Genomic DNA, 22,951 nt, shown 5'->3' with positions numbered 1-22,951 from the left:
ACCTCCTAAATCGAAATTCCCTTCATATTTGCTTCCATAATGGGCATCTCAACGCCTAATTCCTGACCGGTCTGATAGACACTTTGACAACAATAGAAGATGTCCTGTTTATCATTGTGTAAGGTCATGATTTTTCGTGTCAGCTCATTTTTCGCAAACATGATTTTCATGGCTTTTCCTGCAATCCAAGCGGGAATTTTGTATGGCAAGAGTTCGGCTTTGTAAAGCTTCAAATTTACACCACGTGCTTCTACAACTTTCAAAGCCTCTCGAATGGCCTTGATGGCCAATGATAATTCCGAAGAACTATTCATCAAATTCAGAGCCAGTTCTTCTGGGTTTTCCAGATTTCCCGAACGTGCAGCTGTCGAAGTAACACCCGCATTAATCGCCATGTGAATCCAAATCCACTCGACCATATCATGAGGAACTTCCCACTTCAAATCTGCAGAAGTCAATAAATCTGTCAGATCAGCATAGTTAGAAATGTCTGCTTTTTGCTCACCTTCTAGCATTAAATGGTCGAACAAGACACCATCCAAATGGTCCTCCTGCATATGACCGCCCGCTGTCGGAAAAGCCAGAATATAGTCGTAATCTCCTGCCCACTCTTGGACCTCTTTTCGAGTATTCCAGAAATTGCAGAAGAAAACGAGGGTGCCTTTGATATTATTTTTTCGCAAGGTTTCCACGGCTTCTTTGACAAAACCATGACGCACACTGAGAAAAATAAAATCATATTCCAAATGAGCTTCTGCCACATGAACATCATAGGTATCATGCTTGTTTTCACCTTTGGAATAATAGCGACCATCTAGCAAATCAACCGAGAGTTTTTGGGGAACATTGTTTTTCTTACTATCTCTCATTACATGTTCTACTTGATGGCCTGCTTTTTGAAAAGCGTAAGCGTAAGTAGTCCCGATAACTCCGAGTCCTAGGATTGCTATTCTCACCTAAAAATCAATTCCTTTCCCAAACTCATCCACATTGTCTGGTTCATCACTAAACAAAGTCACATGCCCCATTTTGCGATTGTGCTTCGCTTCTAGTTTACCATACATGTGGAGGTGGGCGCTTGGATTTTCTGTGACATAACACTCAGCTGCTTCGACGTGTTGGCCGAGGACGTTGAGCATAACAGCAGGCGCATGGAGGTGGATTGCTGGAAGTGGTGCTCCGAGAACGCCCAAGATATGCGTGTCAAACTGTGAAAAGTCGCAAGCTTCGATTGAGTAGTGTCCTGAATTGTGTGGGCGTGGTGCGATTTCGTTGACGATGATGTCATCAGCTGTCGCAAACATCTCCACACAGAGGGTACCAGAGAGGTTAAGTTGCTCAGCAATCTTCACGGCCATAGCTTTAGCTTTCTCAGCTAGACTATCAGAAATGCGAGCAGGCACGATAGTTTTAGAGAGGATGTTGTTGCGATGGATATTTTCCTGAACTGGGAAAACCGTCACGTCCTTGCCGTTACCAGACACGATGACTGAAATTTCAAGGTCGAAGTTAACGAACTCTTCCAAGACACACTCGGCCGAGTTAGCAAGGGCATTTGCCTCTTCCAAATCGTCAGCTGACGTGATGACTTTTTGACCATGGCCATCGTAACCACCTGTCGCAGTCTTGAGGACATATTTTTTAGAAAGGTCAATATCTTCCAAATCAAGGCTAGATGTCACGACCTTGTAAGGTGCAACTCTCACTTGAGCCTTGTTTGAGAGGAAGTCTTTCTCAAAGATACGGTTTTGCGAAATGCGAAGCAAATCTGTTCCTTGTGGGAGCTGTCCTTCTTTGATAACAGCGTCAAGGCCGTCAGCGTCGACATTTTCAAACTCATAAGTGAGAACATCACAGCGGTCTGCCAACTGACGAAGGGCATCTACGTCATCATAGGGTGCCACGATAACCTCAGACACACGAGAAGATGGACAATCTGATGCAGGATCAAGGGTGATAACCTTGTGGCCCATGTAGATAGCTGAGATAGCCATCATCTGACCGAGCTGGCCACCACCGATGATACCAATGGTTTTAGTTGAGCTCATTTGTAGACTCCTCTGCGATTTTTCCTTGTTCTTCAGCAAAGTTAGCAAGCGCATCCGCAATGGTCTTGTCTTCTACTGATAGGAGACGGAGGGCAAAGAGGGCAGCGTTAGTCGCACCCGCTTCACCGATAGCCATGGTTGCGACAGGTACACCACCCGGCATCTGAACGATAGAATAGAGCGAATCTACACCGCTAAGGGCACGTGATTTGACTGGCACACCGATGACTGGAAGGGTTGTTTTAGCAGCAACCATCCCTGGCAAGTGAGCAGCGCCACCAGCACCTGCGATGATGACCTTGATGCCACGGCTACGTGCTTCTTCCGCATGTTTGAACATGAGGTCCGGTGTACGGTGTGCGGAAACAACTTTCTTTTCGTAAGCGATGCCGAAGTTGTCGAGGACTTCAGCAGCTTTTTGCATGGTTGCCCAGTCGGATTTTGAGCCCATGATAATGGAAATTACTGGTTTCATAGTTAATATCCTTTTTCTTCCTTTTTTTGACAATCACCTTAGGTTGTGAGGGACGGCAGCAGCCACCGAAGGTGTCTCATGCCTAAATCGGAAGCCTTAAGTCTTCCGATTTCCCTAAACGATTGGCTGTGTTAGCCAATCGTTTTTTCACAACAGTGGTGATTGTCGCTCATTAGCTCGCTTTCGCTCGCCTTTTTCGACCTACGGTCGCCAATTATTTGTTAGCTTTGCTACCAATGTCATTTCGGTAGAAGAGGCCTTCTGTGTTTTGTTTGTTGAGTTGGTTGTAGATGATGTTTTGGCCGGCTTTGACGGTGTCTGCTGTTGTGACAAGCATGTAGACACGTCCGCCGTTTGAAAGAAGGTCTTTCCCATTTTCAGCGAATTTCGCTCCTGCATAATAAGTGATGATGTCACCCTCTGTCTTGGCTGGAAGCTTGACACCCTTCTCATAAGCGAGTGGGTAGCCGTTTGAGGCTACAACCACACCAAGTGTCACACCCTTATCCGTCCAAGTGATAGTTGGCTCTTTACCATCCAAAATGTCAGTGATATTTTGCGCAAAATCAGAAGTCAAACGAGGCAAGATTATTTGCGTTTCAGGATCGCCAAAACGTGAGTTGAACTCGATGACTTTAGGGCCGTCAGCTGTCAAGATAAGACCAGCGTAAAGAACACCAGTGTAAGGACGACCTTCTTTAATCATACCTTCAAGGACTGGCTTGACAATAGTGTCAACCGCTGTGTCAACTACGCTCTGTGGCAAGTGAGGAACCGGCGCATAGGCACCCATCCCACCAGTGTTAGGGCCCTTGTCCCCATCATAAGCACGTTTGTGGTCCTGAGCCGTTGGCATGATGTAGAACTTGTCACCATTAACAAAGGCAAAGAGAGAAAACTCTTCCCCGTCAAGAAATTCCTCGATGACCACACGCGCACCTGAATCACCGAATTTATTGTCCAAAAGCATCTCGTGAGCAGCTTCGACGGCTTGCTCAACCGTTTCAGCAACGACGACACCTTTACCTAGGGCCAAGCCGTCTGCCTTGACGACGATTGGAGCACCATTTTCCTCGATGTAGGCCTTGGCTTCCTCGAAATCTGAAAATGTGCCATAGGCTGCTGTCGGAACGTCGTATTTGACCATGATTTCCTTAGCGAAATCCTTAGACCACTCTAGCTCAGCCGCAGCCTTGGTCGGACCAAAAGCCTTAAGACCAGCTGCATTGAAATCATCCACGATACCAGCCGCAAGGGCATCATCTGGACCGATAAAGGTCCAAGCAATATCGTTCGCCTTTGCAAAGTCAATTAGATTAGAATGTTCGGAAATTCCGATATTGATCAAATCAAGACCGTCCAATGTCATCCCGTCATTACCAGGAGCCACGAAAACTTGCTCAACATCCTTAGACTCCAATAATTTCTTGGCAATCGCATGTTCACGACCACCAGAACCAACAACCAAAAGTTTCATTTGAAAGATACCTCAATATCAAATAAGACTAGGGGCAAATGCCCGTTAACGACAATCATTCGGAAAAATTAGCAATTTTCACGAATTATACATAACCATTATAACATATTTGTTCGGAGATATGGGTATGTATCCAAATTTGGACATAAAAAAGGCGGCCACTTGGACCACCTCTTGGGAGATTATGAAAATGAAAAAAGTTATTTAGGATTGATGATAGTATATCCTGAGCAGCTTAAGTGAGGCTTAAACGCAAAAATATCTTCATTTTCCTGAAAAACTGCGAATAGGTAGGTGGAGGTTAAAATGAAGAAAAAATTACTATATTGTCTCTTACCGCTAGCTTGTCTAGCGACTGTTTCGGTTTCGTGTGGCAGCTCTGCTCAGGCGGCTGTCCTCGGTGATGACTACCCTTCCTCTTGGAAATATGGGGGCTTCGGTGTTGATCCATGGACCATGTACTGGCGTCAATGTACGTCCTTCGCAGCCTATCGTCTCAGTAACACCAATGGTTTCACTCTGCCTGTAGGGTATGGAAATGCCATCACTTGGGGCAGCATCGCACGTGCCAATGGTCACCGTGTAGACATGAATCCTGCCGTAGGGAGCATCGCCTGGTTCTCAGCTGGGGTCAATGGAGCTGGTCACATGGGACATGTCGCTTGGGTTGCGGAAGTTCATGGTGATCAGGTCACTATTGAGGAGTACAACTACGATGCGGGTCAAGGTCCTGAGAAATACCACAAACGTAGCTTCCATAAGAGTCAAGTGTCTGGCTATATCCATTTTAAGGACCTCGAACCAGGAGCTCAAAATGGAAATTCTACTAACTCTTCTATCAAAGTTGGTGATACAGTGCGCTTCACAGGAACATTCCGTGTCACGTCTGTGTCAGGAAATACCATCACCAGCCAAGATTTAGCTGGAGGCACACCAACCAAACACAATATCGTTGACCCTGGACCCGTTCTTGAAGTTGATGGACAAGGCAATCCAACTTCAGACCAGTACCTCAATCCTGGTGAGACCTTTACTATTCCAGGTAACTTCAAAGTGCTAGCCATTGACCCACCTAGCGATGGCATCCTCGTCCAAATCGGAAATCGCAAGACTTGGGTAACCCAGTCTGTCCTTGAAAAGGTTTAAATCTATTGAACAATCGTGAGAACGGTTGTTTTTTTGATGCACTGAAATAAAAAAGCCCAGTGGGTGCTGAGCTCTTAGGAGATTTATGAAAAAGAAAAGTTTTTTAGGATAGTATTAGTATAACTTGGAGAGCTTAAAGGAAACTTAAGGAATCTAAAAAACATCCAAATTCTTGGATGCTTTGTAAATTCTTAGTGACGGAAGTGACGAACGCCTGTAAAGATCATTGTCAAACCATGTTTATCAGCAGCTTCGATTGACTCTTGGTCACGGACTGATCCACCCGGTTGGATGATTGCTTTGATACCTGCTTTAGCGATTTCTTCCACGTTATCCGCAAATGGGAAGAAGGCATCTGAAGCAAGAACAGCACCATCAAGACGGTCTTTAGCTTGGTCAATGGCGATACGGACTGAAGCCACACGGTTGGTTTGACCTGGGCCAACACCAAGTGTCATGTGGTCGTTAGTCACGATGATACCGTTTGATTTGACGTACTTGATAGCTTTCCAAGCAAACTCAAGAGCTGTCGCTTCTGTCTCAGTTGGTTGGCGTTTAGTAACCACTTGCCAGTCAGCTGGACTTTCTTTAACAACGTCTTGGTTTTGAACGAGGAGACCACCAACAACACCAGTGTATTCTGCTTCCACTTCGCTAGCGTCTTGAGCATCAAATGGCAACTCAAGGATACGCAAGTTTTTCTTCTTAGTTGTCAAGATTTCAAGCGCTTCGTCTGTGTAGCTTGGTGCAATGATGATTTCAAGGAAGACACCGTGCATCTTCTTAGCTGTCGCAGCGTCAACTTCACGGTTGAGGACTACGATTCCACCGAAGATTGACACTGGGTCAGCTTCATAAGCATAGTCCCAAGCTGTTTCGATGTCGTCAGCTTGACCGATACCACATGGGTTCATGTGTTTGAGAGCCACAACTGTTGGACGGTCTTTGAAATCACGGATGATACGGATAGCGGCATCAGCGTCACGGATATTGTTGAATGACAATTCTTTACCGTTAAGCTGTTTAGCTGAAGCAATTGAGTAAGCCGTTGGCAAACCTTTTTGGTAGAAGTCTGCGTCTTGTTGAGGGTTTTCACCGTAACGCATAGGTTGCTTAAGGTCATAAGTCAAAGTGAGTTTTTCAGGTTTTGTTTCACCCACTTGAGCTGTGAAGTATTCCGCAATCAAAGCATCGTATGAAGCTGTGTGACGGTATACTTTCGCTGCCAAACGTTGGCGAGTTTCGTAGCTTGTTTCGCCGTTCGCTGACAATTCGTCAAGCACAACAGCATAGTCAGCAGGATCTACCACAACTGTTACGCTAGCGTGGTTTTTAGCTGCTGAACGAAGCATAGATGGCCCACCGATATCGATGTTTTCAACCGCATCAGCGTAAGTTACGTCTGGTGTAAGAATCGTTTCCTTGAATGGGTAAAGGTTTACCACAACAAGGTCGATAAGTTCAATATTATTGTCTTTAGCCGCTTGAAGGTGGCTATCGAGGTCACGACGAGCGAGGAGACCACCGTGGATATTTGGGTGGAGAGTCTTTACACGACCGTCCATCATTTCTGGGAAACCAGTCACATCGTCGATGGCGATAGTGTCTACCCCAGCATTGTCAAGGGCAACTTTAGTACCACCTGTTGAGATGATGTCCCAACCTAATTTTTTGAGTTCTTGGGCAAATTCAACGATGCCCGCTTTGTCTGAGACTGAAATAAGTGCTCGTTTAGTCATTTTCTTTCTTTTCCTTTTTTTAAAAAAGTTCTTTATCTGCTACAGTCGAAAATTATCTTTCAGCTCTAGGGCTTTCTTATTTTCGTGCAACTCCCAAACTATCCAACACTTCTGGATAGAGCTTGTACTCTGTTTCGTGGATGCGAGTTTCGAAAGTATCAAGGGTATCACCTTCAAGGCGTGGCACACGGACTTGTTTGATGACCTTACCGGTATCAACGCCAGAATCCACCCAGTGAATAGTCACACCAGACTGGTCAACACCTGCATTCCAAGCATCCTCAATACCATGAGCACCTGGGAATTCAGGAAGATAAGCCGGGTGAATATTGAGGATACGGCCCTCATAAGCTGCCAGCAAGGTTGGACCGACGATTTTCATATAACCGGCCAAGCAAACCAAATCTATCTGGTGTTCATCCAAGAGTTTGACGATAGCTTCTTCATAATCCACTTTATTGTCAAATTCCTTGAGTTCAAAGGCATGGCTAGCCACACCAAGGTTCTTAGCACGTTCTAAAACATAGGCATCCCGGTGATCTGAAAAGACAAATTCTACTGGAAATTGTTCCGCAATCACCTGGAAGTTTGAGCCGTTGCCAGAGGCAAATACAGCAATCCTTTTAGCCATTATTTAATCACCACACTTGCGCCATCTTTCTTCACAATACGACCAATTTCATAAACAGGTTCGTCAAGAAGTTCTTTGACACGTTCAACATTTTCTGGTTTAACCGCAAGCATGAGACCAATACCCATGTTGAAGATTTCAAACATTTCTTCATGTTTGATTTCACCATATTTTTCAAGGGCTTTAAAAATTGGAAGAACTGGGACTTTACTTTCGTCAATTTCAGCAGCCAAGTCATCTGAAAACATACGTGGTACATTTTCGATGAAACCACCACCTGTGATGTGGGCAATACCGTTAACCAATTCTTCTTTGATGAGTGGCAAAGCCGCTTTGACGTAGATACGAGTTGGTTCAAGAAGAACGTCTTTAAGTTTTTTGCCTTCAAGTTCTGGGAGAACTTCTTCACCTGTGTAATCCGCAAAGACACGACGCACGAGTGAGTAACCGTTTGAGTGGATACCGCTTGAGGCAAGTCCAAGAAGCACATCACCTTCAGCCACTTTTGAACCGTCAATGATTTGTGATTTTTCAGCGATACCTACTGCGAAACCAGCCAAGTCATAGTCGTCTTCACCGTACATACCAGGCATTTCAGCAGTTTCACCACCGATGAGGGCGGCACCAGCCTGCACACAACCTTCAGCCACACCAGCAACGACCTGTTCCAATTTAGCTGGTTCATTTTTACCAGTTGCTACGTAGTCAAGGAAGTAAAGGGGCTCAGCACCTGCAGCGATAATATCGTTAACACACATAGCCACACAGTCTTGACCGATAGTATCGTGTTTATCGTACTTGATAGCAAGCATGAGTTTAGTACCGACACCATCTGTACCTGAAATCAAAACGGGCTCTTTGACACCTGTTTTTGAAAGGTCAAACATACCACCGAAGCCACCGAGAGCTCCCATGACACCTGCACGCTCTGTACGGGCAACATGTTTTTTGATACGTTCAACAACTTCATAACCTGCTTCAACGTCCACACCCGATTGGGCATACGCATTTTTATTTGTCATTTGTTTATTCCTTTTCTTTTTTCGAGAAAAATACTAGTCAGGTCTCCAGCTTTGACTCCATAGGGCAAAGCGTCTACTGACAAATGCTTTAGCTTTTAGTCAGTAGTTAGACGTGGAGCGTAAGCATTTTTAGACATAATTTTTTACTCTTTTTTCCTTCTAGACTACTCTTAATAGAAAGAAGTGTGTTCTTTCAAACTTTCCAAATAGCGTTCTTCGTAATCGTACAATGGTGTTGGATATTTACCATCGAAGTAAGCCACACAAAGGCCACCGTTTGGTGCATCTGTGTCAATTCCAATAGAATCAATCAAGCCATCAATTGATAAGTAAGTCAAGCTATCCGCACCGATGATTTCTCGTGTTTCCTCAACTGTATGATTGGCCGCAATCAATTCCTTACGTGTTTGAATATCGATACCGTAGAAACATGGATAGGCAAGGGCTGGACTACCGATTGCTACGTGAACCTCTGTTGCTCCTGCTTCTTTTAGCAAATTAACGATACGACGTGAGGTCGTCCCACGTACAATAGAATCGTCAATCATAACCACACGTTTGCCTTTAACAACACCTGATACGGCAGAGAGCTTCATACGAACCCCTTGCTCACGTAATTCTTGTGTTGGTTGGATAAAGGTACGTTGAGTGTATTGGTTTTTAATCAAGCCCATTTCATTTGGCAAGCCTGATTCTTCTGCAAATCCCATGGCTGCGCTAAGTGATGAATTAGGCACACCAACTACAATATCTGCTTCATGTTTGAATTCACGTGCCAATTGAGCACCCATACGTTTACGAGCTGTATGGACATTGACCCCTTGGATATTTGAATCAGGACGGGCAAAGTAAATATACTCCATTGAGCAAACAGCCAATTGGGTGTCCGTTGTATAGTTATCGTAAGTAATGCCATTATCATCGATGATAACAACCTCACCTGGATTCACATCGCGAATCCACTCTGCTCCAACCACTTCAAAGGCACAGGTTTCAGATGAAACCACAATAGCTCCATTGGCCATCTTACCAATAGAAAGGGGACGGAAACCATTTGGATCCAAGGCTGCAATGAGCTTGTCCTCAAGCATGAGGAGGTAAGCAAATCCACCTTTAACAGTGTTCAAGGCTTCTTTCACCTTACCCATGAAGGATGGGTTGTGGCTACGACGAATCAAGTGGGCCAAAATTTCTGAGTCAGAAGTCGAGTTAAAGATTGCACCATTTTTTTCCAACTCACGTCTAAGTGACTCTGCATTAGTCAAGTTCCCGTTGTGGGCAAGTCCAAACTGATTGTCATAAAACTTAAACAAGAAAGGTTGAATATTGTCTACAGAAGCTTCACCAGCAGTCGCATAACGAACATGACCGATAGCAGCTGTTCCAGTTAGCTTGTCCAAGTTGGCTGGATCACGAAAAACTTCTGAGAGAAGCCCCATATCACGATGACGCTTCAATTGACCCGCATCATTTGAGAGAATTCCTGCTCCCTCTTGACCACGGTGTTGGAGACTGTGAAGTCCGAAATAAGTTAATTTGGCAGCATCTGGGTGACCCCAGATACCAAAAACACCACATTCTTCATTAAGAGATTTAACTTCGTATGTCATTTTTTATACCTTTTATTTTTGATATTTTCCTTATGCAAGGCGAACGAAAAACTGTTTCTAGCCTCTCATTTCACTAATTGGAACTTAAGGTTTCAAGCTCTTTATAATCACTGCATATCGAAAAATATCATTACTGAGTACACTTGGCACTCTATTATTTTCCAGTAAAGTATTTAACCGCTGACGCAAAGAGGTGTTGGTCTTTATTTCCTGGAATATTTTGGAAGAGACCATCTTCGAAACGTTCTGAGTGACCCATCTTACCAATAATTTGACCATTCTTGCTTGTGATACCTTCGATAGCATTCACAGATCCGTTAGGATTGTATTTTGAATCCATGCTTGGTTTACCTTCGAAGTCAACATATTGGGTAAAGATTTGACCATTGTCACGAAGCTCTGCAAATTCCTCAGCTGTCACGACAAATTTACCTTCACCATGTGATACTGGGATGGCATGGATGTCACCAACTTCTACTCCGGCAAGCCATGGTGAGTTCGTGTTGGCAATACGTGTTTCAACCATTTTAGCCACGTGTTGGTTGGCATCATTGTAGAAGAGGGTTGGACTAGTACTGCTTGCATCTTCAAAGTTACCATATGGAAGAAGACCTGATTTGACAAGAGCTTGGAACCCGTTACAGATACCGATAATCAAACCACCACGTTCGATGAAGCTATCAATGGCTGCACGTACTTTTTCATTGAGCAAGATGTTAACGATAAATTTAGCTGATCCATCTGGTTCATCGGCTGCTGAGAAGCCACCTGCAAAGAAGATAATATTAGCTTTTTCGATATTGTCAACCATGGTGTCAACGGACTTGACAATTGCTTCTTCATTCAGTGTGACAAATGGTACCAAGTTGACTTTTGCACCTTCTTTTTCAAAGGCCTTAGCTGAATCGTACTCAGAGTTAGTACCTGGGAATACTGGGATGTAAACCACTGGTGTCTCAACTGTTTCTTTAGTTTTGATAACAGCATCTGATGCCACAGCAGGTGCTTCTTCCAACTCAGTTGCTTGTGCAAATTCCGTCGGATAAACCTCTTCCAATTTACCTTGGAAGGCACTGTCAAGTTTGTGTCCATCAAGCGTTACACCATTGACAGTAAGTGTAAAGTTAGCTTCTGTTTGTCCAATCTTGGCAATACCTGCAATTTCTTCAGGCGATGTGAAGATGAATCCGCCCAATTGGGCTGTCAAGCTGGTGTCAAGGTCAGCTAATTCGACGTTAGCACCGATATGGTTCCCAAATGTTGCAAGGGCAAGAGCTTCAAGGACACCACCATATTTGACAGCTGATGCTGCTGTCACTTTGTGATCAGCTTGGATGGCTTCAAACTTAGCAAAGTTAGACTTGATAAGATCAAAGTCAATTTCTTGTGCCAAAGCTTGACCTGGGATGTAATAGATATTTTCACCAGCAGCTTTAAATTCTGGAGAAAGGACCTTACGGCTATCTGCAGTTGTGACACCAAAAGCAACTAAAGTTGGTGGTACTGTCAATTCTTCAAAGGTACCAGACATAGAGTCTTTCCCACCGATAGATGGCAACCCAAGTTGAATCTGAGCTTCAATGGATCCAAGAAGAGCTGATACTGGTTGACCAAAACGCTCTGCTTGTTTATCCATACGCTCGAAGTATTCTTGATAAGAGAAACGAGCCTTAGACCAGTTTGCACCAGCAGCAACCAAACGAGCGGTTGCTTCGATGACCGCATAAGCAGCACCATGATATGGAGACCATTCTGCTACATAAGGGTTGAACCCTTGCGCCATAACAGAAGCAGTTGTTGTCACACCATGTTGGACTGGCAATTTCTGTACAGAAGCTTCAGTTGGTGTGATTTGGTAGCGACCACCAAGTGGGTGATTGACTGTTGAACGACCAACTGAGCTATCAAAGATGGTTTGTAAACCTTTTTGACTGGCATGGTTAAGGTCAGCCAAAACTTCAAGAGTATCAGCTTCAAGGGTTTCGGCAGAGGTTTGGCGTTCTTCTGGAAGATTAACATCCTTGTCAACCACCTTAGCATCTACAACCACACGCACACCGTTTGTATCAAGGAAACGACGTTCCAAATCAACGATGGTTTCGCCATTCCAGTGCATGACAAGATTTGGTTTTTCAGTCACTGTCGCAACGACAACAGCATCAATATTTTCTTTATTACATTCAGCAACAAAAGCGTCTACATCATCTGGACGAACCACTACAGCCATACGTTCCTGAGATTCAGAAATGGCAATTTCTGTACCGTTCAAACCTTGGTATTTCAATGGTACTTTGTCTAGATCAATTTCAAGACCATCTGCCAATTCACCGATAGCCACACAGACACCACCAGCACCAAAGTCATTTGATTTCTTGATCAGACGAGTCACATCCCCATTACGGAAAAGACGTTGAATCTTACGTTCTTCGATGGCATTCCCTTTTTGAACCTCAGCACCAGCTGTTTCAACAGATTCAACCGTTTGAACTTTAGAAGAACCTGTCGCACCACCGACACCATCACGTCCAGTCTTACCTCCGAGCAAGATAATCACATCACCTGCTTCAGGTTTTTCACGGACAACATTTTCCTTAGGAGCCGCACCGACAACGGCACCTAGCTCCATACGCTTAGCAACGAAACCTGGGTGGAAGTATTCACGAACATAGGTTGTTGCAAGACCAATTTGGTTACCGTATGAAGAATAACCGTGAGCCGCTGTTTTAGAAATCACTTGTTGTGGCAATTTACCAGCACGAGTTTCAGCAATTGGTGTTGTAATATCACCAGCACCTGAGATACGCATGGCTTGGTAAACGTATGAACGACCTGACAATGGGTCACGAATGGCTCCACCAATACAAGTAGCTGCACCACCAAATGGTTCAATCTCCGTTGGGTGGTTGTGGGTTTCGTTCTTGAACATGAGAAGCCATGGCTCTTTCACACCATTGACATCCACTTCAATTTCAACAGAGCAGGCATTGATTTCATCAGACACTTCCATGTCGTCCAAACGACCATTGGCACGCTCATAACGACCAAAAATAGTCGCCATATCCATCAAGGTTTGAGGTTTTTCGGTACGTCCCAACTCATCACGCATGGCAATATACTTGTCATAAGTCGCTTGCAATTGTTTTTCAAATTTAGAAGCAGAGAAGTCGATGTTTTTCAACTCAGTCTCGAAAGTTGTGTGACGACAGTGGTCAGACCAGTAAGTATCCAACACCTTAAGCTCAGTCTCAGTTGGCACACGACCAATAGACTTGAAGTAATCTTGAATGAATAGAAGGTCATCCACTTCCATTGCCAATCCTTGCTCTGCCTTATACTTAGCAAAATCTTCTGCCGTATAAGTTTCAAAGAAATCCAAACTTGGAATGGTCTTGTTAGACTCAGAGAAATCCTGTTTAGCAATGCCAACAGTGATGTCTTTGAAACGAGAATCCACTGGGTTCAAGAGGTAGTTTTTGACAGCTTCCAACTCATTCGCATCAATATCCTTGTTAACCAAGTAAAGTTGCGCTGTGTTCACCGTTACATCATTTGAACTACCAAGCAAAAGCAAAGCTTCCTGTGAAGATGCCGCACGTTGGTCAAATTGACCAGGCAAACTTTCGATAGCAAAGAAAGCATACTTCTCAAGATCAGCCTTAACCGCGGCTTCATCCAAAACAGTATCGGTCACTTGCTCAGAGAAAATATGTTTTTCCGCACGCGCAAACAAGTCCTCTGCCAAATTAAAGACATCGTAAACTTGAACAATACGAAGATCATTCAAAGTTTTCAACTGAAGATTATGCTTTAATTCTTTTACTAAAGAGTGAGATTTCACACGAAAATCAGCTTTTTTCTCAACGAAAATACGTTTATCCATTTTATTTCCTTTATCTATTTCTACTTAAAGATTGTAGTGAAGACCAAGTATTCTATTTGTAAAAGGCTACTTCAATCCTTGTAATTTTTCCAATACAACTTCATAAACATCTGTCAAGCTACCAAGATCACGACGGAAGACATCCTTGTCCATATGGTGCCCTTCAGCATCCCAAAGGCGGCAGTTATCTGGTGAAAATTCATCTGCCAAGATAATTTTGCCATCCTTATCAAAACCGAATTCCAATTTGAAGTCAATCAAACGAAGACCAATTTGTGCAAACCAATCTTTCAGCAATTCATTGATACGACGCGTTTCTTCCTTGATATAAGCAATTTGTTCATCATTGGCAATATCCAAGAACTTCACATGCTCATCATTGATGAATGGATCATCCAAATCATCGTTCTTATAGTAAAATTCAACGATAGGAGTTTTCAAGTCCAAACCTTCTTCCACGCCAAAACGTTTAGAAAAAGAACCCGCAGTCACGTTACGAAGAACAACCTCCAAAGGAATGATTTTCACTTTCTTGTTGAGTTGTTCTGTGTCAGAAATACGTTCGATAAAGTGAGTAGCTACACCCGCAGCATTCAATTTTTCAAAAATAAGAGACGAAATCTGATTATTTAGCACACCCTTTCCCTTAATAGTCTCCTTACGAGCACCATTAAGCATAGTTGCTTGGTCCTTATAGACCGACTTAATCACATTTTCGTCTTCTGTACTATAAATATCTTTAGCTTTACCAGTATAAATTAGTTGGTTTGACATGGTATTGTTCGCCTTTCAAGTTTATTCTTTCTAATTATACCACACCAGAATCCAAAAACCAATATATAGCAAACTTTATTACTTTAGTAAAAAAACAACGTTCGTCTTTTGATTGTTTTTTAGAGTTTCCTAATAAAAAATGTATAGAAAAAAGGAGTGTGACAGAACTAAATCCATATAACATTTAGTTTCTTGCCTCACTCCCACAAAATAACAATCATATAATACACAACTATTATACTCTTATCTAACTCTAGCTTTCTTATTCTTTATTCAATTTCTCAGACAAATAGTCCAACAAATCAGCTACCTTAACCATATGGTCAATAGTATCATCGGAAATCTCAAGAGCAAACTCATCCTCCAAATTAATAATGAATTCCATAAGCTCTATTGAATCCACACCCAAGTCATCTAATTTGGTGTCTTCGGTTAAAACAATGTCCTCTTTACCCATCTGCTCTTGAATCACGAGCTGCATTTTCTGAAGAATTTCTACTCTACTCATCAGTTAGCCTCCTCTTTCGGACTAAAGGCTTCAACTAGCTGCTCAACAACCTTAGTATCAAGCATCGTACGAACCTGCTTAATAGTGTAGTAAACTGCCTTAGCATCACTAGATCCATGACATTTTACTACGGGAGCTTTAAGACCAAAGAGAACCGCACCTCCGGCGCTAGAGTAATCCATAGTCTCTTTCATACCTTTTAGACTATCCTTCAATAGGAAGGCACCTAACTTAGCTTTAAGACCACCATTCATGATAGCTGACTTAAGAGTCTTCATGGCACCAAGTCCCGTTCCTTCAATTGCCTTAAGAACTGCATTTCCTGTGAAACCATCAGCGACTACTACATCAGCAGCTCCTGACATAATTTCACGCGCCTCAACATTACCAACAAAGTTAATACTTGGCTCCTTAGATAGGAGTTCAAAAGCCTCCTTACGAAGACTATCCCCCTTTGTTTCCTCAGTCCCATTATTAAGGAGACCTACACGAGGGTTGGCAATTCCACGCACATTTTTAGCATAGAAAGATCCTAAAATAGCATATTGATGCAAATGACTAGCTGTATTTTCCGCATTAGCACCCAAATCAAGCATATCAAAGGGTTGACCAGTAAAACTTGGCATTGTTGACATAAGACCTGGACGCTCAACTCCCTTAATACGTCCGACCACAAAGAGACCTGCAGCCAGAAGGGCACCTGTATTTCCCGCAGAAATCACGGCACCTGCTTTTTTCTCCTTAACAGCCTGTGCACCTAAGACCATTGAAGCTTTTTTCTTCTTACGAATGGCTTTAGCTGGCTCATCATCCGAATTTATCTTTTCATCAGTATGCACAATGCTCACACGTTCATTCGCTGTCAAATAGGTCTTAATTTTAGCTTCATCACCATAAAGCTGGATTTCAATATCTTTGAAATCTGCTATAGCTTGGTTGACACCCTCTACAATTGCTTGTGGCGCATTATCGCCACCCATAGCATCTACTGCAATTACATGCATAGCATTCTCCCTCTTGTCCTCTGCCATAAAACATAAACTCAGATTTCTATCAATAAAATATTATGTAACTAAAATAGACTAGTTCCCTGTTTCTAGCAGAGTCTTTCAGCTTATTATCTTCTTATTATAGCACGAACTGACTTGCATTTTAACCCCTGAGACTGAAAACCATTACTTTCCTGTTTCACGTGAAACAAAAAGAAGATAATGTCTAGTCAGCACTATCTTCTTTATTCATAATATGACCCCAAGAATTTAGATTATCAATAAACTTCTTACTTTTAAGATGTATTCCAACATAATTATCATAGAGGTCATCAATAAAATGTCGTAGCTTTCGTTTCATGTCATCCTTAACAGATATGCTTCTCAATTCCTCAAAAGAAAGCCCCTGAAAACAATCTAAAAGATAAGGTACATTAGGATCTAAGTGACTACGCCTTTCATCCTCTGCATAATGATTTGGACAAAGTAGCCCCGAGAACTTATACGAAAAATCAAAAGGAAGGCCCACACGATGGCAAAAGACACACTCGTGAAAATTCAATCGTACACCGAAACGGTCTAAAACCTGAATCTCAAAGATATTAGTCAAGATTTCATAATCCAAGCCTTCTTCCATTAATTCAAGCGTCTTCTCCAAGAATGCAAATAATTGTGCATCTGCTACACCGTCAGCAATAGCAGCATCCGTCAGAGCAGCTAAATAAGTCGCATAAGACAGCTTGAAAATATCGCTTGTAATTTCCTTGAAGGACTCTGCCTGGCTATAATCCTCTATGAAAGATAAGCCCTCATCATTTACAGTCATCATGAATTCAGCGATGGTTAAAGGTTGAATCACAGCACTTAATTTACCTGACCCACCACCTCTAACAAAAAACATCCGTTTACCAGCTTGCTCGGTAAAAATCTTAACTAGCTTATCGTTCTCACGATAATTACGATTGAAGAGGACAAGCCCTCTACTCTCAAGCTTCTGCATGTTCTTCCATAAACTCTTTCAAACGAGCCATAGCTGTTTCAATAGTATCCATGCTAGCTGCATACGACAAACGAACATAGCCTTCGCCATACTTCCCAAAAGCAACCCCTGGGATAATCGCAATAGCTTTTTCACGAGCAAAGTCTTGACAGAACTTAAAGGAATCTTGAGTATAGCCTTCTGGAATCTTAGCAAAGATATAGAAAGCACCATCAGGTTTAATAATTTTGAAACCAAGTTCAGTCATTTTTTCAAGAATATAATCACGACGCTTCAAATACTCAACTTTCATTGGTTGGGCATCATCTTTACCAGCAGATAAGGCTTCAATAGCTGCAAATTGTGCCATAGTAGCTGCAGCTGTTACCAAATACTGGTGACTCTTAATCAACTGAGCCGTCAAGACTGCAGGTGCAAAAATCAAACCAATACGCCAGCCCGTCATCGCATGAGATTTAGACAAACCATTAATCAAAATCGTTTGTTCTGGCAAATACTCAGCAATAGATACATGTTGGTCCACATAAGTTAGCTCAGAGTAAACTTCATCGCTAACAACAAAAATATCGTATTTTTTCAGAACTTCAGCCAAATCTTTAATCTGTTGACGTGAGTAAGTCACACCTGTTGGGTTAGTTGGGTAGTTAAGCAAAACTGCTTTAAGCTTATCTCCCTGCTCCAAAATTGCCTTTTCTAACATCTCCGGAGTCAAAACAAAATCATTAGCTGTTGTATCAATTTCAACAATTTCAGCACCAACTAGATTTGCAATCGGTTCATATCCAGGATAGGCTGGTGCAGGTAAAAGAATCGTATCTCCTGGCTCCAAAATAGCCGTCAATGTTGCAGAAAGGGCTTCTGTAGCTCCAATAGTCACCAAAATTTCATTATCTGGATTATAAGTAAGATTATATTTTTCCTTAACAAAATCTGCCGCAGCTTGACGCAAAGCAGGAAGTCCTGCCATACCTGTATAGTGAGACTGGTTAGCATCGATAGCAGCTTTAGCTGCTTCTTTCACATGATCTGGAGTCGTAAAATCAGGTTCACCAAGTGTCAACTTTTTGATACCTGGTACATCTGAAATTGATTGGTCAAACTGACGAATCATCGAAACTTCAATCTTATCTAAATTTTTATTAAAACGTTGTGTTAAATCCATCACTGTCACCTCTTTGCAATTATGCCTTACATTATATCAAAAACTCAAACGCATTTAAACACCAAAAAAAGCTAGCCTAGGCTAGCTTTAGTCTATTTATGGCCCATTTCAAACAAAGGTGACAATGGACGTTTTTCATGAATACGAATAATTGCCTCTGAAATCAAATCAGCAATTGAAATTTGTTCAATCTTATCAATCAAACGTTCTTCTGGAAGATAAATCGTGTCCAATACGACAAGCTTCTCAATAGCAGATTTTTGAATATTATCAAGTGCTGGACCTGACAATACAGGGTGAGTACATGAGGCATAGACATGAGTTGCACCAGCTTCAGCAAGCGCATCCGCCGCATGACAGATTGTACCTGCAGTATCAATCATATCATCAATCAAGATACATGTTTTACCTTCAACGTTACCAATGATATTCATAACCTCAGAAGTGTTCATTTTATCAACACTACGACGTTTATCAATGATTGCGATTGGTGTTTTCAAACATTGAGCAAGTTTTCGTGCACGAGTCACACCACCATGGTCTGGAGAAACAACAACAACATCATCTCCAGTAAGACCAGCACGATCAAAGTAATCTGCGATAAGTGGTGCCCCCATCAAATGGTCTACAGGAATATCAAAGAATCCTTGAATTTGAGAAGCATGGAGGTCAACTGTCAAAAGTCGATCAACACCTGCAACCTCAAGCATATTAGCAACCAATTTAGATGTGATTGGCTCACGTGAACGTGCCTTACGGTCTTGACGTGCATAACCATAATAAGGCATAACAACACTGACCGTTTCTGCACTTGCACGTTTTAGCGCATCAACCATAATCAAGATTTCCATCAAGTTATCATTTACAGGAGAGCTTGTAGATTGAAGAATAAAAACGTGATGACCACGGATAGATTCTTCAATATTAACTTGAATCTCACCATCTGAAAATTCACGAACACTTGATTTTCCGAGTTCAATACCCATTTTATCAGCAACTTTTGCTGCTAATTCCTGGTTAGACGATAAAGCAAACAACTTCAAATTCGTATAAGACATGATTTCCTCCAAAATATCTACTAAACCATTCTACCTTTTTTTAGATTGATTTTCAATGCAAAATAAATGGTGTCACAGTAACTTAACAAGACTAAAAAGATTTAACCTTAACCTCGACATTTTCCCGTCTAAAAGTAATTCCAGAAAGTAAAGACATTTTGCTATAAAATAAAAACGATTCGAGAAAATTCGAATCGCCTTTTTGTAGTCATTATGGGTAAATATAGTATACAGAACCACCATGAGCTGAAGATGTTGGATCAAATGTACCACGGTAGTTACCGATTGACATGTTACCTGCATAGTTTGATTCCATAACTTGAATTGAATTTGCACTTGATGCTGATGTGACGTAAGCTACGTGACCATAACCACCACCATCATTTGGCCAAACCGCAATTGCTCCGGCTACAGGAGTTGTACCAACTGAGTGGCCAGCTGCTTGTGCGCTAGCAATCCAGTTTTTAGCATTACCCCAGTAGTTACCAACCCATGAAGCTAATGATTTAGCACCCCAAGTACATTGACCAACAGGATATGTATTAGGAGTTGAGGCAGCTGATACCTTAGGTGTTTCAGCTGCTGGAGCTGGTGCTTCTGAAGCTGCAGGTGCTTGACTTGCTGGTGCTTCTGAAGTTGCTGCAGGTGCTTCGCTAGCAGGAGCTGGTGCTTCTGAAGCTGCAGGAGCAGCTGATTCTGGTTGTGCTTCAGATGTTGCTGGAGCAGCAGGCTCTTGTTGTGCCTCTGAGGCAGCTGATTCTGGCTGTGCTTCAGGCTCTTGTGTTGCTTCTGAAGTTGCAACAGTTGGCTCTTGAGTTGTTTCTGAAGTTTCTGATGAAACAGGTTCTTGTGCTACTTCTGAGGCTGTTGCTGTTTCTGAAACAGTAGCTTCTGAAGGTTGAGCTACTGCTTCTGAAGTTGCTGCCGCCTCTGATTGAGCTACAAATGCTGCCGCTTCTGAAGATGCTACTGCTTGTGCTACTGCCTCTGATTCTGCAATTGCTTGAGACTGAGCAACTGATGCTGCAGTTGAAGCTGCCACTGCTTCTGCAGTTGATTTAGCAGAAACAAGTGATGTTTTTTCATCTTGAGCTGTAGCCAATTCTGCAGCCAAAGTAACTTGTGCTGCTTCTAGTTCTGCTTGTTGAGTTGTCAAACCAGCTTCTGTTGTTTCAAGTTCTGCTTTATTAGTTGCAATCTCATTGATAGCAGCTTGGTTTTGTTCTTGTTTTGCAGCAAGCTCTTTTTGATCAGACTCTTGTTTTGTCAACATGTCATTATTAGCTGTAACAACTTTTGAAATAGCTGTGATACGAGTAATAGCTTCAGAGATTGACTTAGAGTTCAAGATAGAGTTAATGTAGCTAGTCGCAGTATTATTTTGTTGAGCACTACGAGCTTGTTTCGCCAAAGAATCTTGACGAGCTACAATTTTACTTGATAATTCTTGAATTTCAGATTCCAAATCTGCTGATACTTTTTCAAGTTCAGCATTTTTAGTTTCCAATTCTGATTTTTGTGTTCTAAGTGTAGATACTTGAGATTGGATTGTAGCAACTTGCGCTTGTGCAGTCTCTTGTTGAGAAGCAAGGTTACTAATTGCGTTATCTGCAGCAGCGATTTGCGAATCATAATCCTCTGCATGTACTGATGCAGCTGCTGATAAGGTTACACCACTTACCAACACTGCTGAAAGAATACGTTTTTTCATAATATAAAATACTACTCCTTTTCGATAAGACCTTTTAATTGTATCAAAAAATGGCGCAAACTTTGTTACGCCAATATTACAGTTCTATTTAAATCTATCAACTGACAGATACAAAAATAATTTTTCAAGAATAGGTTTAATAAAGATAAAGATCAAAAGATTAAACACTATACTAGGACTTAGTTGATAAATAATAAAATCCGTCACAGACTCATTGGAGAAACCATAAAATAAGGCAAAGCCAAAATTTATGGTATCAAAGAGAAATAAGAATAAAAACATTAACAAAAAATCAACATAGTTATTTCTCTTAACAATTCGACCTAGCTGAGTTAACAGATAACATAATAGTGGCAACGTTAGAATTACTATACCAACTGTTTTGAAATAATAGGTATCATAAAGAAATCCAAAACAAACAAGGTATAGAAACGAATACTTATTTGAAAAATCAAGAGTTAAGATGAAAATATAAATAATAAAAAGATGAGATGATAGAAAAAATTCAGGAGATAAATAATGATTAAGTATCATCGAAATATGACCATCCCATAGAAAAGGAACAATACTAAGCAAGAAAGGAATAATAGAATACTTGGACAATTTCATATTATTTACCATCTCCAACTAAAGTAACATAAGAAATTTTATCAAAATCAGCATAAGGTTTTACCAAAATCGTACGATTTCCTTCATAATCACTCACAGAGTCTACAGTACCAATTGGAACATCCTTTACTGATACATCATCAAGACCACTTGTAACTACTTCAGTCCCAACCTTAACGTTAGAAGATGAATTGAGTTGTGTCATCTCTAACAGCTTCTTTTTATTATCATAACGAGATATAATCCCGAAAATCTGGTTATCATCCTCTGATTTGACGCTAGAAGCAAGGTAACTATCACTAGAACTACTAGAAAGTAAAGAAATAGTAGTAGTATCATCATATACCTTAGTTACAAAACCAATTACTCCACCATTAGAAGTTGCTAGCATAGATTTACTAACATTCTTAGACTTACCGACATTAATCGTTAACTCTTTTAACCAAGTCACAGAAGGTCGCATAGAAACTTCAGCAGTGAGAACAGTATCACGACTTAGCTTGTCCGAAAGATTAAGCGAAGCTCTTAAAGAATCATTCTCTTCTTGCAAGTTAGAAATAATAGATGATTGATTTTCTAAATTAGATAAAGATTTTTTTAAATCTCGATTCTCATTATAAGTTGATAAAAGATCAGAAATAACATTATGAGATTTTGATAAAGCAGTAAATGGAACTGAAGCCACTGAGTCTACTTTGGTAACAAAACCCGAAACATTAGACGAGATATCCTTGGTTAATTTTTTATTAGTAAAGACAAAAGAAAAAAGCATTACAAAAAATAGAATAATAATAAACCCATAAAGAAGAAATCGATAAAAACTATTTTTCATTTTGTCACCTCAAAAAAAAGAAAACGAATTATCTAAAAGATAATTCGTCATAATACTACGGAGAATGGGGGATTCGAACCCCCGCGCCAGTTACCCGACCTAACGATTTAGCAAACCGTCCTCTTCAGCCTCTTGAGTAATTCTCCAATATGGGCACGAGTGGAATCGAACCACCGACCTCACGCTTATCAGGCGTGCGCTCTAACCATCTGAGCTACGCGCCCAAGCAAATGCTTGGCTATAATATCCAAATAAAGCGGGTGACGAGAATCGAACTCGC

General features: G+C 41.6%; 19 protein-coding genes, 2 tRNA genes and 1 pseudogene. 1 reads left to right on the top strand and 21 read right to left on the bottom strand.

The genetic code is table 11. The annotated features are described in order from the left end of the window. Window positions 1-5 precede the first annotated feature (5 nt). The 5 genes and pseudogenes from HMPREF2607_RS03080 to purD form a co-directional block, all read right to left on the bottom strand. Window positions 6-956, bottom strand: coding sequence for a ketopantoate reductase family protein (locus HMPREF2607_RS03080; RefSeq protein ID WP_070475785.1), 951 nt, complete (start codon window positions 954-956; stop codon window positions 6-8). Continuing rightward, window positions 957-2,048, bottom strand: a complete 1,092-nt coding sequence (purK, locus tag HMPREF2607_RS03075; RefSeq protein ID WP_070475782.1) for a 5-(carboxyamino)imidazole ribonucleotide synthase — start codon at window positions 2,046-2,048, stop codon at window positions 957-959. It abuts the gene before it with no gap. Then, on the bottom strand, window positions 2,035-2,523 hold the full coding sequence (gene purE / locus HMPREF2607_RS03070; protein WP_070475779.1) for a 5-(carboxyamino)imidazole ribonucleotide mutase: 489 nt from the start codon (window positions 2,521-2,523) through the stop codon (window positions 2,035-2,037). Before purE ends, purK begins: the two co-directional genes overlap by 14 nt. A 33-nt stretch (window positions 2,524-2,556) precedes the next feature. Next, a pseudogene (locus HMPREF2607_RS10710) lies at window positions 2,557-2,619 on the bottom strand (phosphoribosylaminoimidazole carboxylase); the annotation flags it as partial. A gap of 118 nt (window positions 2,620-2,737) precedes the next feature. Next, window positions 2,738-4,000: a phosphoribosylamine--glycine ligase gene (gene purD / locus HMPREF2607_RS03065; protein ID WP_070475776.1), complete on the bottom strand. Its 1,263-nt coding sequence runs from the start codon at window positions 3,998-4,000 to the stop codon at window positions 2,738-2,740. Between the two features lie 306 nt (window positions 4,001-4,306). Here purD and HMPREF2607_RS03060 point away from each other — a divergent pair, with 306 nt between their 5' ends. Beyond that, entirely contained in the window at window positions 4,307-5,146 is an 840-nt protein-coding gene (locus tag HMPREF2607_RS03060; protein WP_048790888.1) for a CHAP domain-containing protein, read from the top strand. A 191-nt stretch (window positions 5,147-5,337) separates the two neighbouring features. Here HMPREF2607_RS03060 and purH read toward each other — a convergent pair whose 3' ends face one another. The 16 genes from purH to HMPREF2607_RS02980 form a co-directional block, all read right to left on the bottom strand. Continuing rightward, the gene (gene purH / locus HMPREF2607_RS03055; RefSeq protein WP_064521109.1) at window positions 5,338-6,885 is read right to left on the bottom strand and encodes a bifunctional phosphoribosylaminoimidazolecarboxamide formyltransferase/IMP cyclohydrolase; all 1,548 of its coding nucleotides are present in this window, start codon (window positions 6,883-6,885) and stop codon (window positions 5,338-5,340) included. Window positions 6,886-6,961: 76 nt separating this feature from the next. Next, entirely contained in the window at window positions 6,962-7,516 is a 555-nt protein-coding gene (purN, locus tag HMPREF2607_RS03050) for a phosphoribosylglycinamide formyltransferase (protein WP_064521107.1), read from the bottom strand. Then, window positions 7,516-8,538 (bottom strand): phosphoribosylformylglycinamidine cyclo-ligase, encoded by a 1,023-nt coding sequence (gene purM / locus HMPREF2607_RS03045; protein ID WP_013989890.1) that lies wholly within the window; start codon window positions 8,536-8,538, stop codon window positions 7,516-7,518. The genes purN and purM overlap by 1 nt, the downstream gene beginning before the upstream one ends. Window positions 8,539-8,708: 170 nt before the next feature. After that, window positions 8,709-10,148, bottom strand: a complete 1,440-nt coding sequence (gene purF / locus HMPREF2607_RS03040) for an amidophosphoribosyltransferase (RefSeq protein ID WP_002889568.1) — start codon at window positions 10,146-10,148, stop codon at window positions 8,709-8,711. Window positions 10,149-10,302: 154 nt separating this feature from the next. Beyond that, entirely contained in the window at window positions 10,303-14,028 is a 3,726-nt protein-coding gene (locus HMPREF2607_RS03035) for a phosphoribosylformylglycinamidine synthase (RefSeq protein ID WP_049545081.1), read from the bottom strand. A 66-nt stretch (window positions 14,029-14,094) separates the two neighbouring features. Beyond that, window positions 14,095-14,802, bottom strand: coding sequence for a phosphoribosylaminoimidazolesuccinocarboxamide synthase (gene purC / locus HMPREF2607_RS03030; protein WP_037599463.1), 708 nt, complete (start codon window positions 14,800-14,802; stop codon window positions 14,095-14,097). Between the two features lie 262 nt (window positions 14,803-15,064). Beyond that, a complete protein-coding gene (locus tag HMPREF2607_RS03025) occupies window positions 15,065-15,310 on the bottom strand; it encodes a phosphopantetheine-binding protein (RefSeq protein ID WP_049545080.1) in 246 nt (81 codons plus the stop codon). Beyond that, window positions 15,310-16,314 (bottom strand): phosphate acyltransferase PlsX, encoded by a 1,005-nt coding sequence (gene plsX, locus HMPREF2607_RS03020; protein ID WP_013989885.1) that lies wholly within the window; start codon window positions 16,312-16,314, stop codon window positions 15,310-15,312. The genes HMPREF2607_RS03025 and plsX overlap by 1 nt, the downstream gene beginning before the upstream one ends. A 211-nt stretch (window positions 16,315-16,525) precedes the next feature. Then, window positions 16,526-17,299, bottom strand: a complete 774-nt coding sequence (gene recO / locus HMPREF2607_RS03015) for a DNA repair protein RecO (protein WP_014633756.1) — start codon at window positions 17,297-17,299, stop codon at window positions 16,526-16,528. Next, the gene (locus tag HMPREF2607_RS03010; protein WP_014633755.1) at window positions 17,286-18,461 is read right to left on the bottom strand and encodes a pyridoxal phosphate-dependent aminotransferase; all 1,176 of its coding nucleotides are present in this window, start codon (window positions 18,459-18,461) and stop codon (window positions 17,286-17,288) included. Before HMPREF2607_RS03010 ends, recO begins: the two co-directional genes overlap by 14 nt. A gap of 92 nt (window positions 18,462-18,553) precedes the next feature. Next, window positions 18,554-19,519 (bottom strand): ribose-phosphate diphosphokinase, encoded by a 966-nt coding sequence (locus tag HMPREF2607_RS03005; RefSeq protein WP_014633754.1) that lies wholly within the window; start codon window positions 19,517-19,519, stop codon window positions 18,554-18,556. Between the two features lie 211 nt (window positions 19,520-19,730). Beyond that, window positions 19,731-21,230, bottom strand: a complete 1,500-nt coding sequence (locus HMPREF2607_RS03000; protein ID WP_070475772.1) for a PcsB-like coiled-coil domain-containing protein — start codon at window positions 21,228-21,230, stop codon at window positions 19,731-19,733. A gap of 84 nt (window positions 21,231-21,314) precedes the next feature. Further along, a complete protein-coding gene (gene mreD, locus HMPREF2607_RS02995; protein ID WP_070475767.1) occupies window positions 21,315-21,839 on the bottom strand; it encodes a rod shape-determining protein MreD in 525 nt (174 codons plus the stop codon). 1 nt (window position 21,840) lies between these two features. After that, window positions 21,841-22,671 carry a rod shape-determining protein MreC gene (gene mreC, locus HMPREF2607_RS02990; RefSeq protein WP_070475763.1) on the bottom strand — a complete coding sequence of 277 codons (831 nt, stop codon included), beginning with the start codon at window positions 22,669-22,671 and terminating at the stop codon, window positions 21,841-21,843. 58 nt (window positions 22,672-22,729) lie between these two features. Then, window positions 22,730-22,817 (bottom strand) — tRNA-Ser (locus HMPREF2607_RS02985). Between the two features lie 4 nt (window positions 22,818-22,821). Then, window positions 22,822-22,895: transfer RNA gene (locus HMPREF2607_RS02980), tRNA-Ile, on the bottom strand. Between the last annotated feature and the right edge of the window lie 56 nt (window positions 22,896-22,951).

Source organism: Streptococcus sp. HMSC078H03 (assembly GCF_001808655.1).
Lineage (GTDB): Bacteria > Bacillota > Bacilli > Lactobacillales > Streptococcaceae > Streptococcus > Streptococcus salivarius_G.
Note: the sequence above shows the minus strand (reverse complement) of the source record. Positions and strands in the feature narration are given on the sequence as shown.

Bases quoted from the DNA above. Each gene is read 5' to 3' on its own strand.
- mreC (WP_070475763.1), bottom strand. From the start codon at position 22,671: ATGAAAAATAGTTTTTATCGATTTCTTCTTTATGGGTTTATTATTATT.
- recO (WP_014633756.1), bottom strand. From the start codon at position 17,299: ATGCAGAAGCTTGAGAGTAGAGGGCTTGTCCTCTTCAATCGTAATTAT.
- purN (WP_064521107.1), bottom strand. From the start codon at position 7,516: ATGGCTAAAAGGATTGCTGTATTTGCCTCTGGCAACGGCTCAAACTTC.
- purF (WP_002889568.1), bottom strand. From the start codon at position 10,148: ATGACATACGAAGTTAAATCTCTTAATGAAGAATGTGGTGTTTTTGGT.
- HMPREF2607_RS03005 (WP_014633754.1), bottom strand. From the start codon at position 19,519: ATGTCTTATACGAATTTGAAGTTGTTTGCTTTATCGTCTAACCAGGAA.
- mreD (WP_070475767.1), bottom strand. From the start codon at position 21,839: ATGAAATTGTCCAAGTATTCTATTATTCCTTTCTTGCTTAGTATTGTT.
- purM (WP_013989890.1), bottom strand. From the start codon at position 8,538: ATGACAAATAAAAATGCGTATGCCCAATCGGGTGTGGACGTTGAAGCA.
- purH (WP_064521109.1), bottom strand. From the start codon at position 6,885: ATGACTAAACGAGCACTTATTTCAGTCTCAGACAAAGCGGGCATCGTT.
- HMPREF2607_RS03060 (WP_048790888.1), top strand. From the start codon at position 4,307: ATGAAGAAAAAATTACTATATTGTCTCTTACCGCTAGCTTGTCTAGCG.
- HMPREF2607_RS03025 (WP_049545080.1), bottom strand. From the start codon at position 15,310: ATGAGTAGAGTAGAAATTCTTCAGAAAATGCAGCTCGTGATTCAAGAG.
- purD (WP_070475776.1), bottom strand. From the start codon at position 4,000: ATGAAACTTTTGGTTGTTGGTTCTGGTGGTCGTGAACATGCGATTGCC.
- purC (WP_037599463.1), bottom strand. From the start codon at position 14,802: ATGTCAAACCAACTAATTTATACTGGTAAAGCTAAAGATATTTATAGT.
- plsX (WP_013989885.1), bottom strand. From the start codon at position 16,314: ATGCATGTAATTGCAGTAGATGCTATGGGTGGCGATAATGCGCCACAA.
- purK (WP_070475782.1), bottom strand. From the start codon at position 2,048: ATGAGCTCAACTAAAACCATTGGTATCATCGGTGGTGGCCAGCTCGGT.
- HMPREF2607_RS03000 (WP_070475772.1), bottom strand. From the start codon at position 21,230: ATGAAAAAACGTATTCTTTCAGCAGTGTTGGTAAGTGGTGTAACCTTA.
- HMPREF2607_RS03010 (WP_014633755.1), bottom strand. From the start codon at position 18,461: ATGGATTTAACACAACGTTTTAATAAAAATTTAGATAAGATTGAAGTT.
- purE (WP_070475779.1), bottom strand. From the start codon at position 2,523: ATGAAACCAGTAATTTCCATTATCATGGGCTCAAAATCCGACTGGGCA.
- HMPREF2607_RS03035 (WP_049545081.1), bottom strand. From the start codon at position 14,028: ATGGATAAACGTATTTTCGTTGAGAAAAAAGCTGATTTTCGTGTGAAA.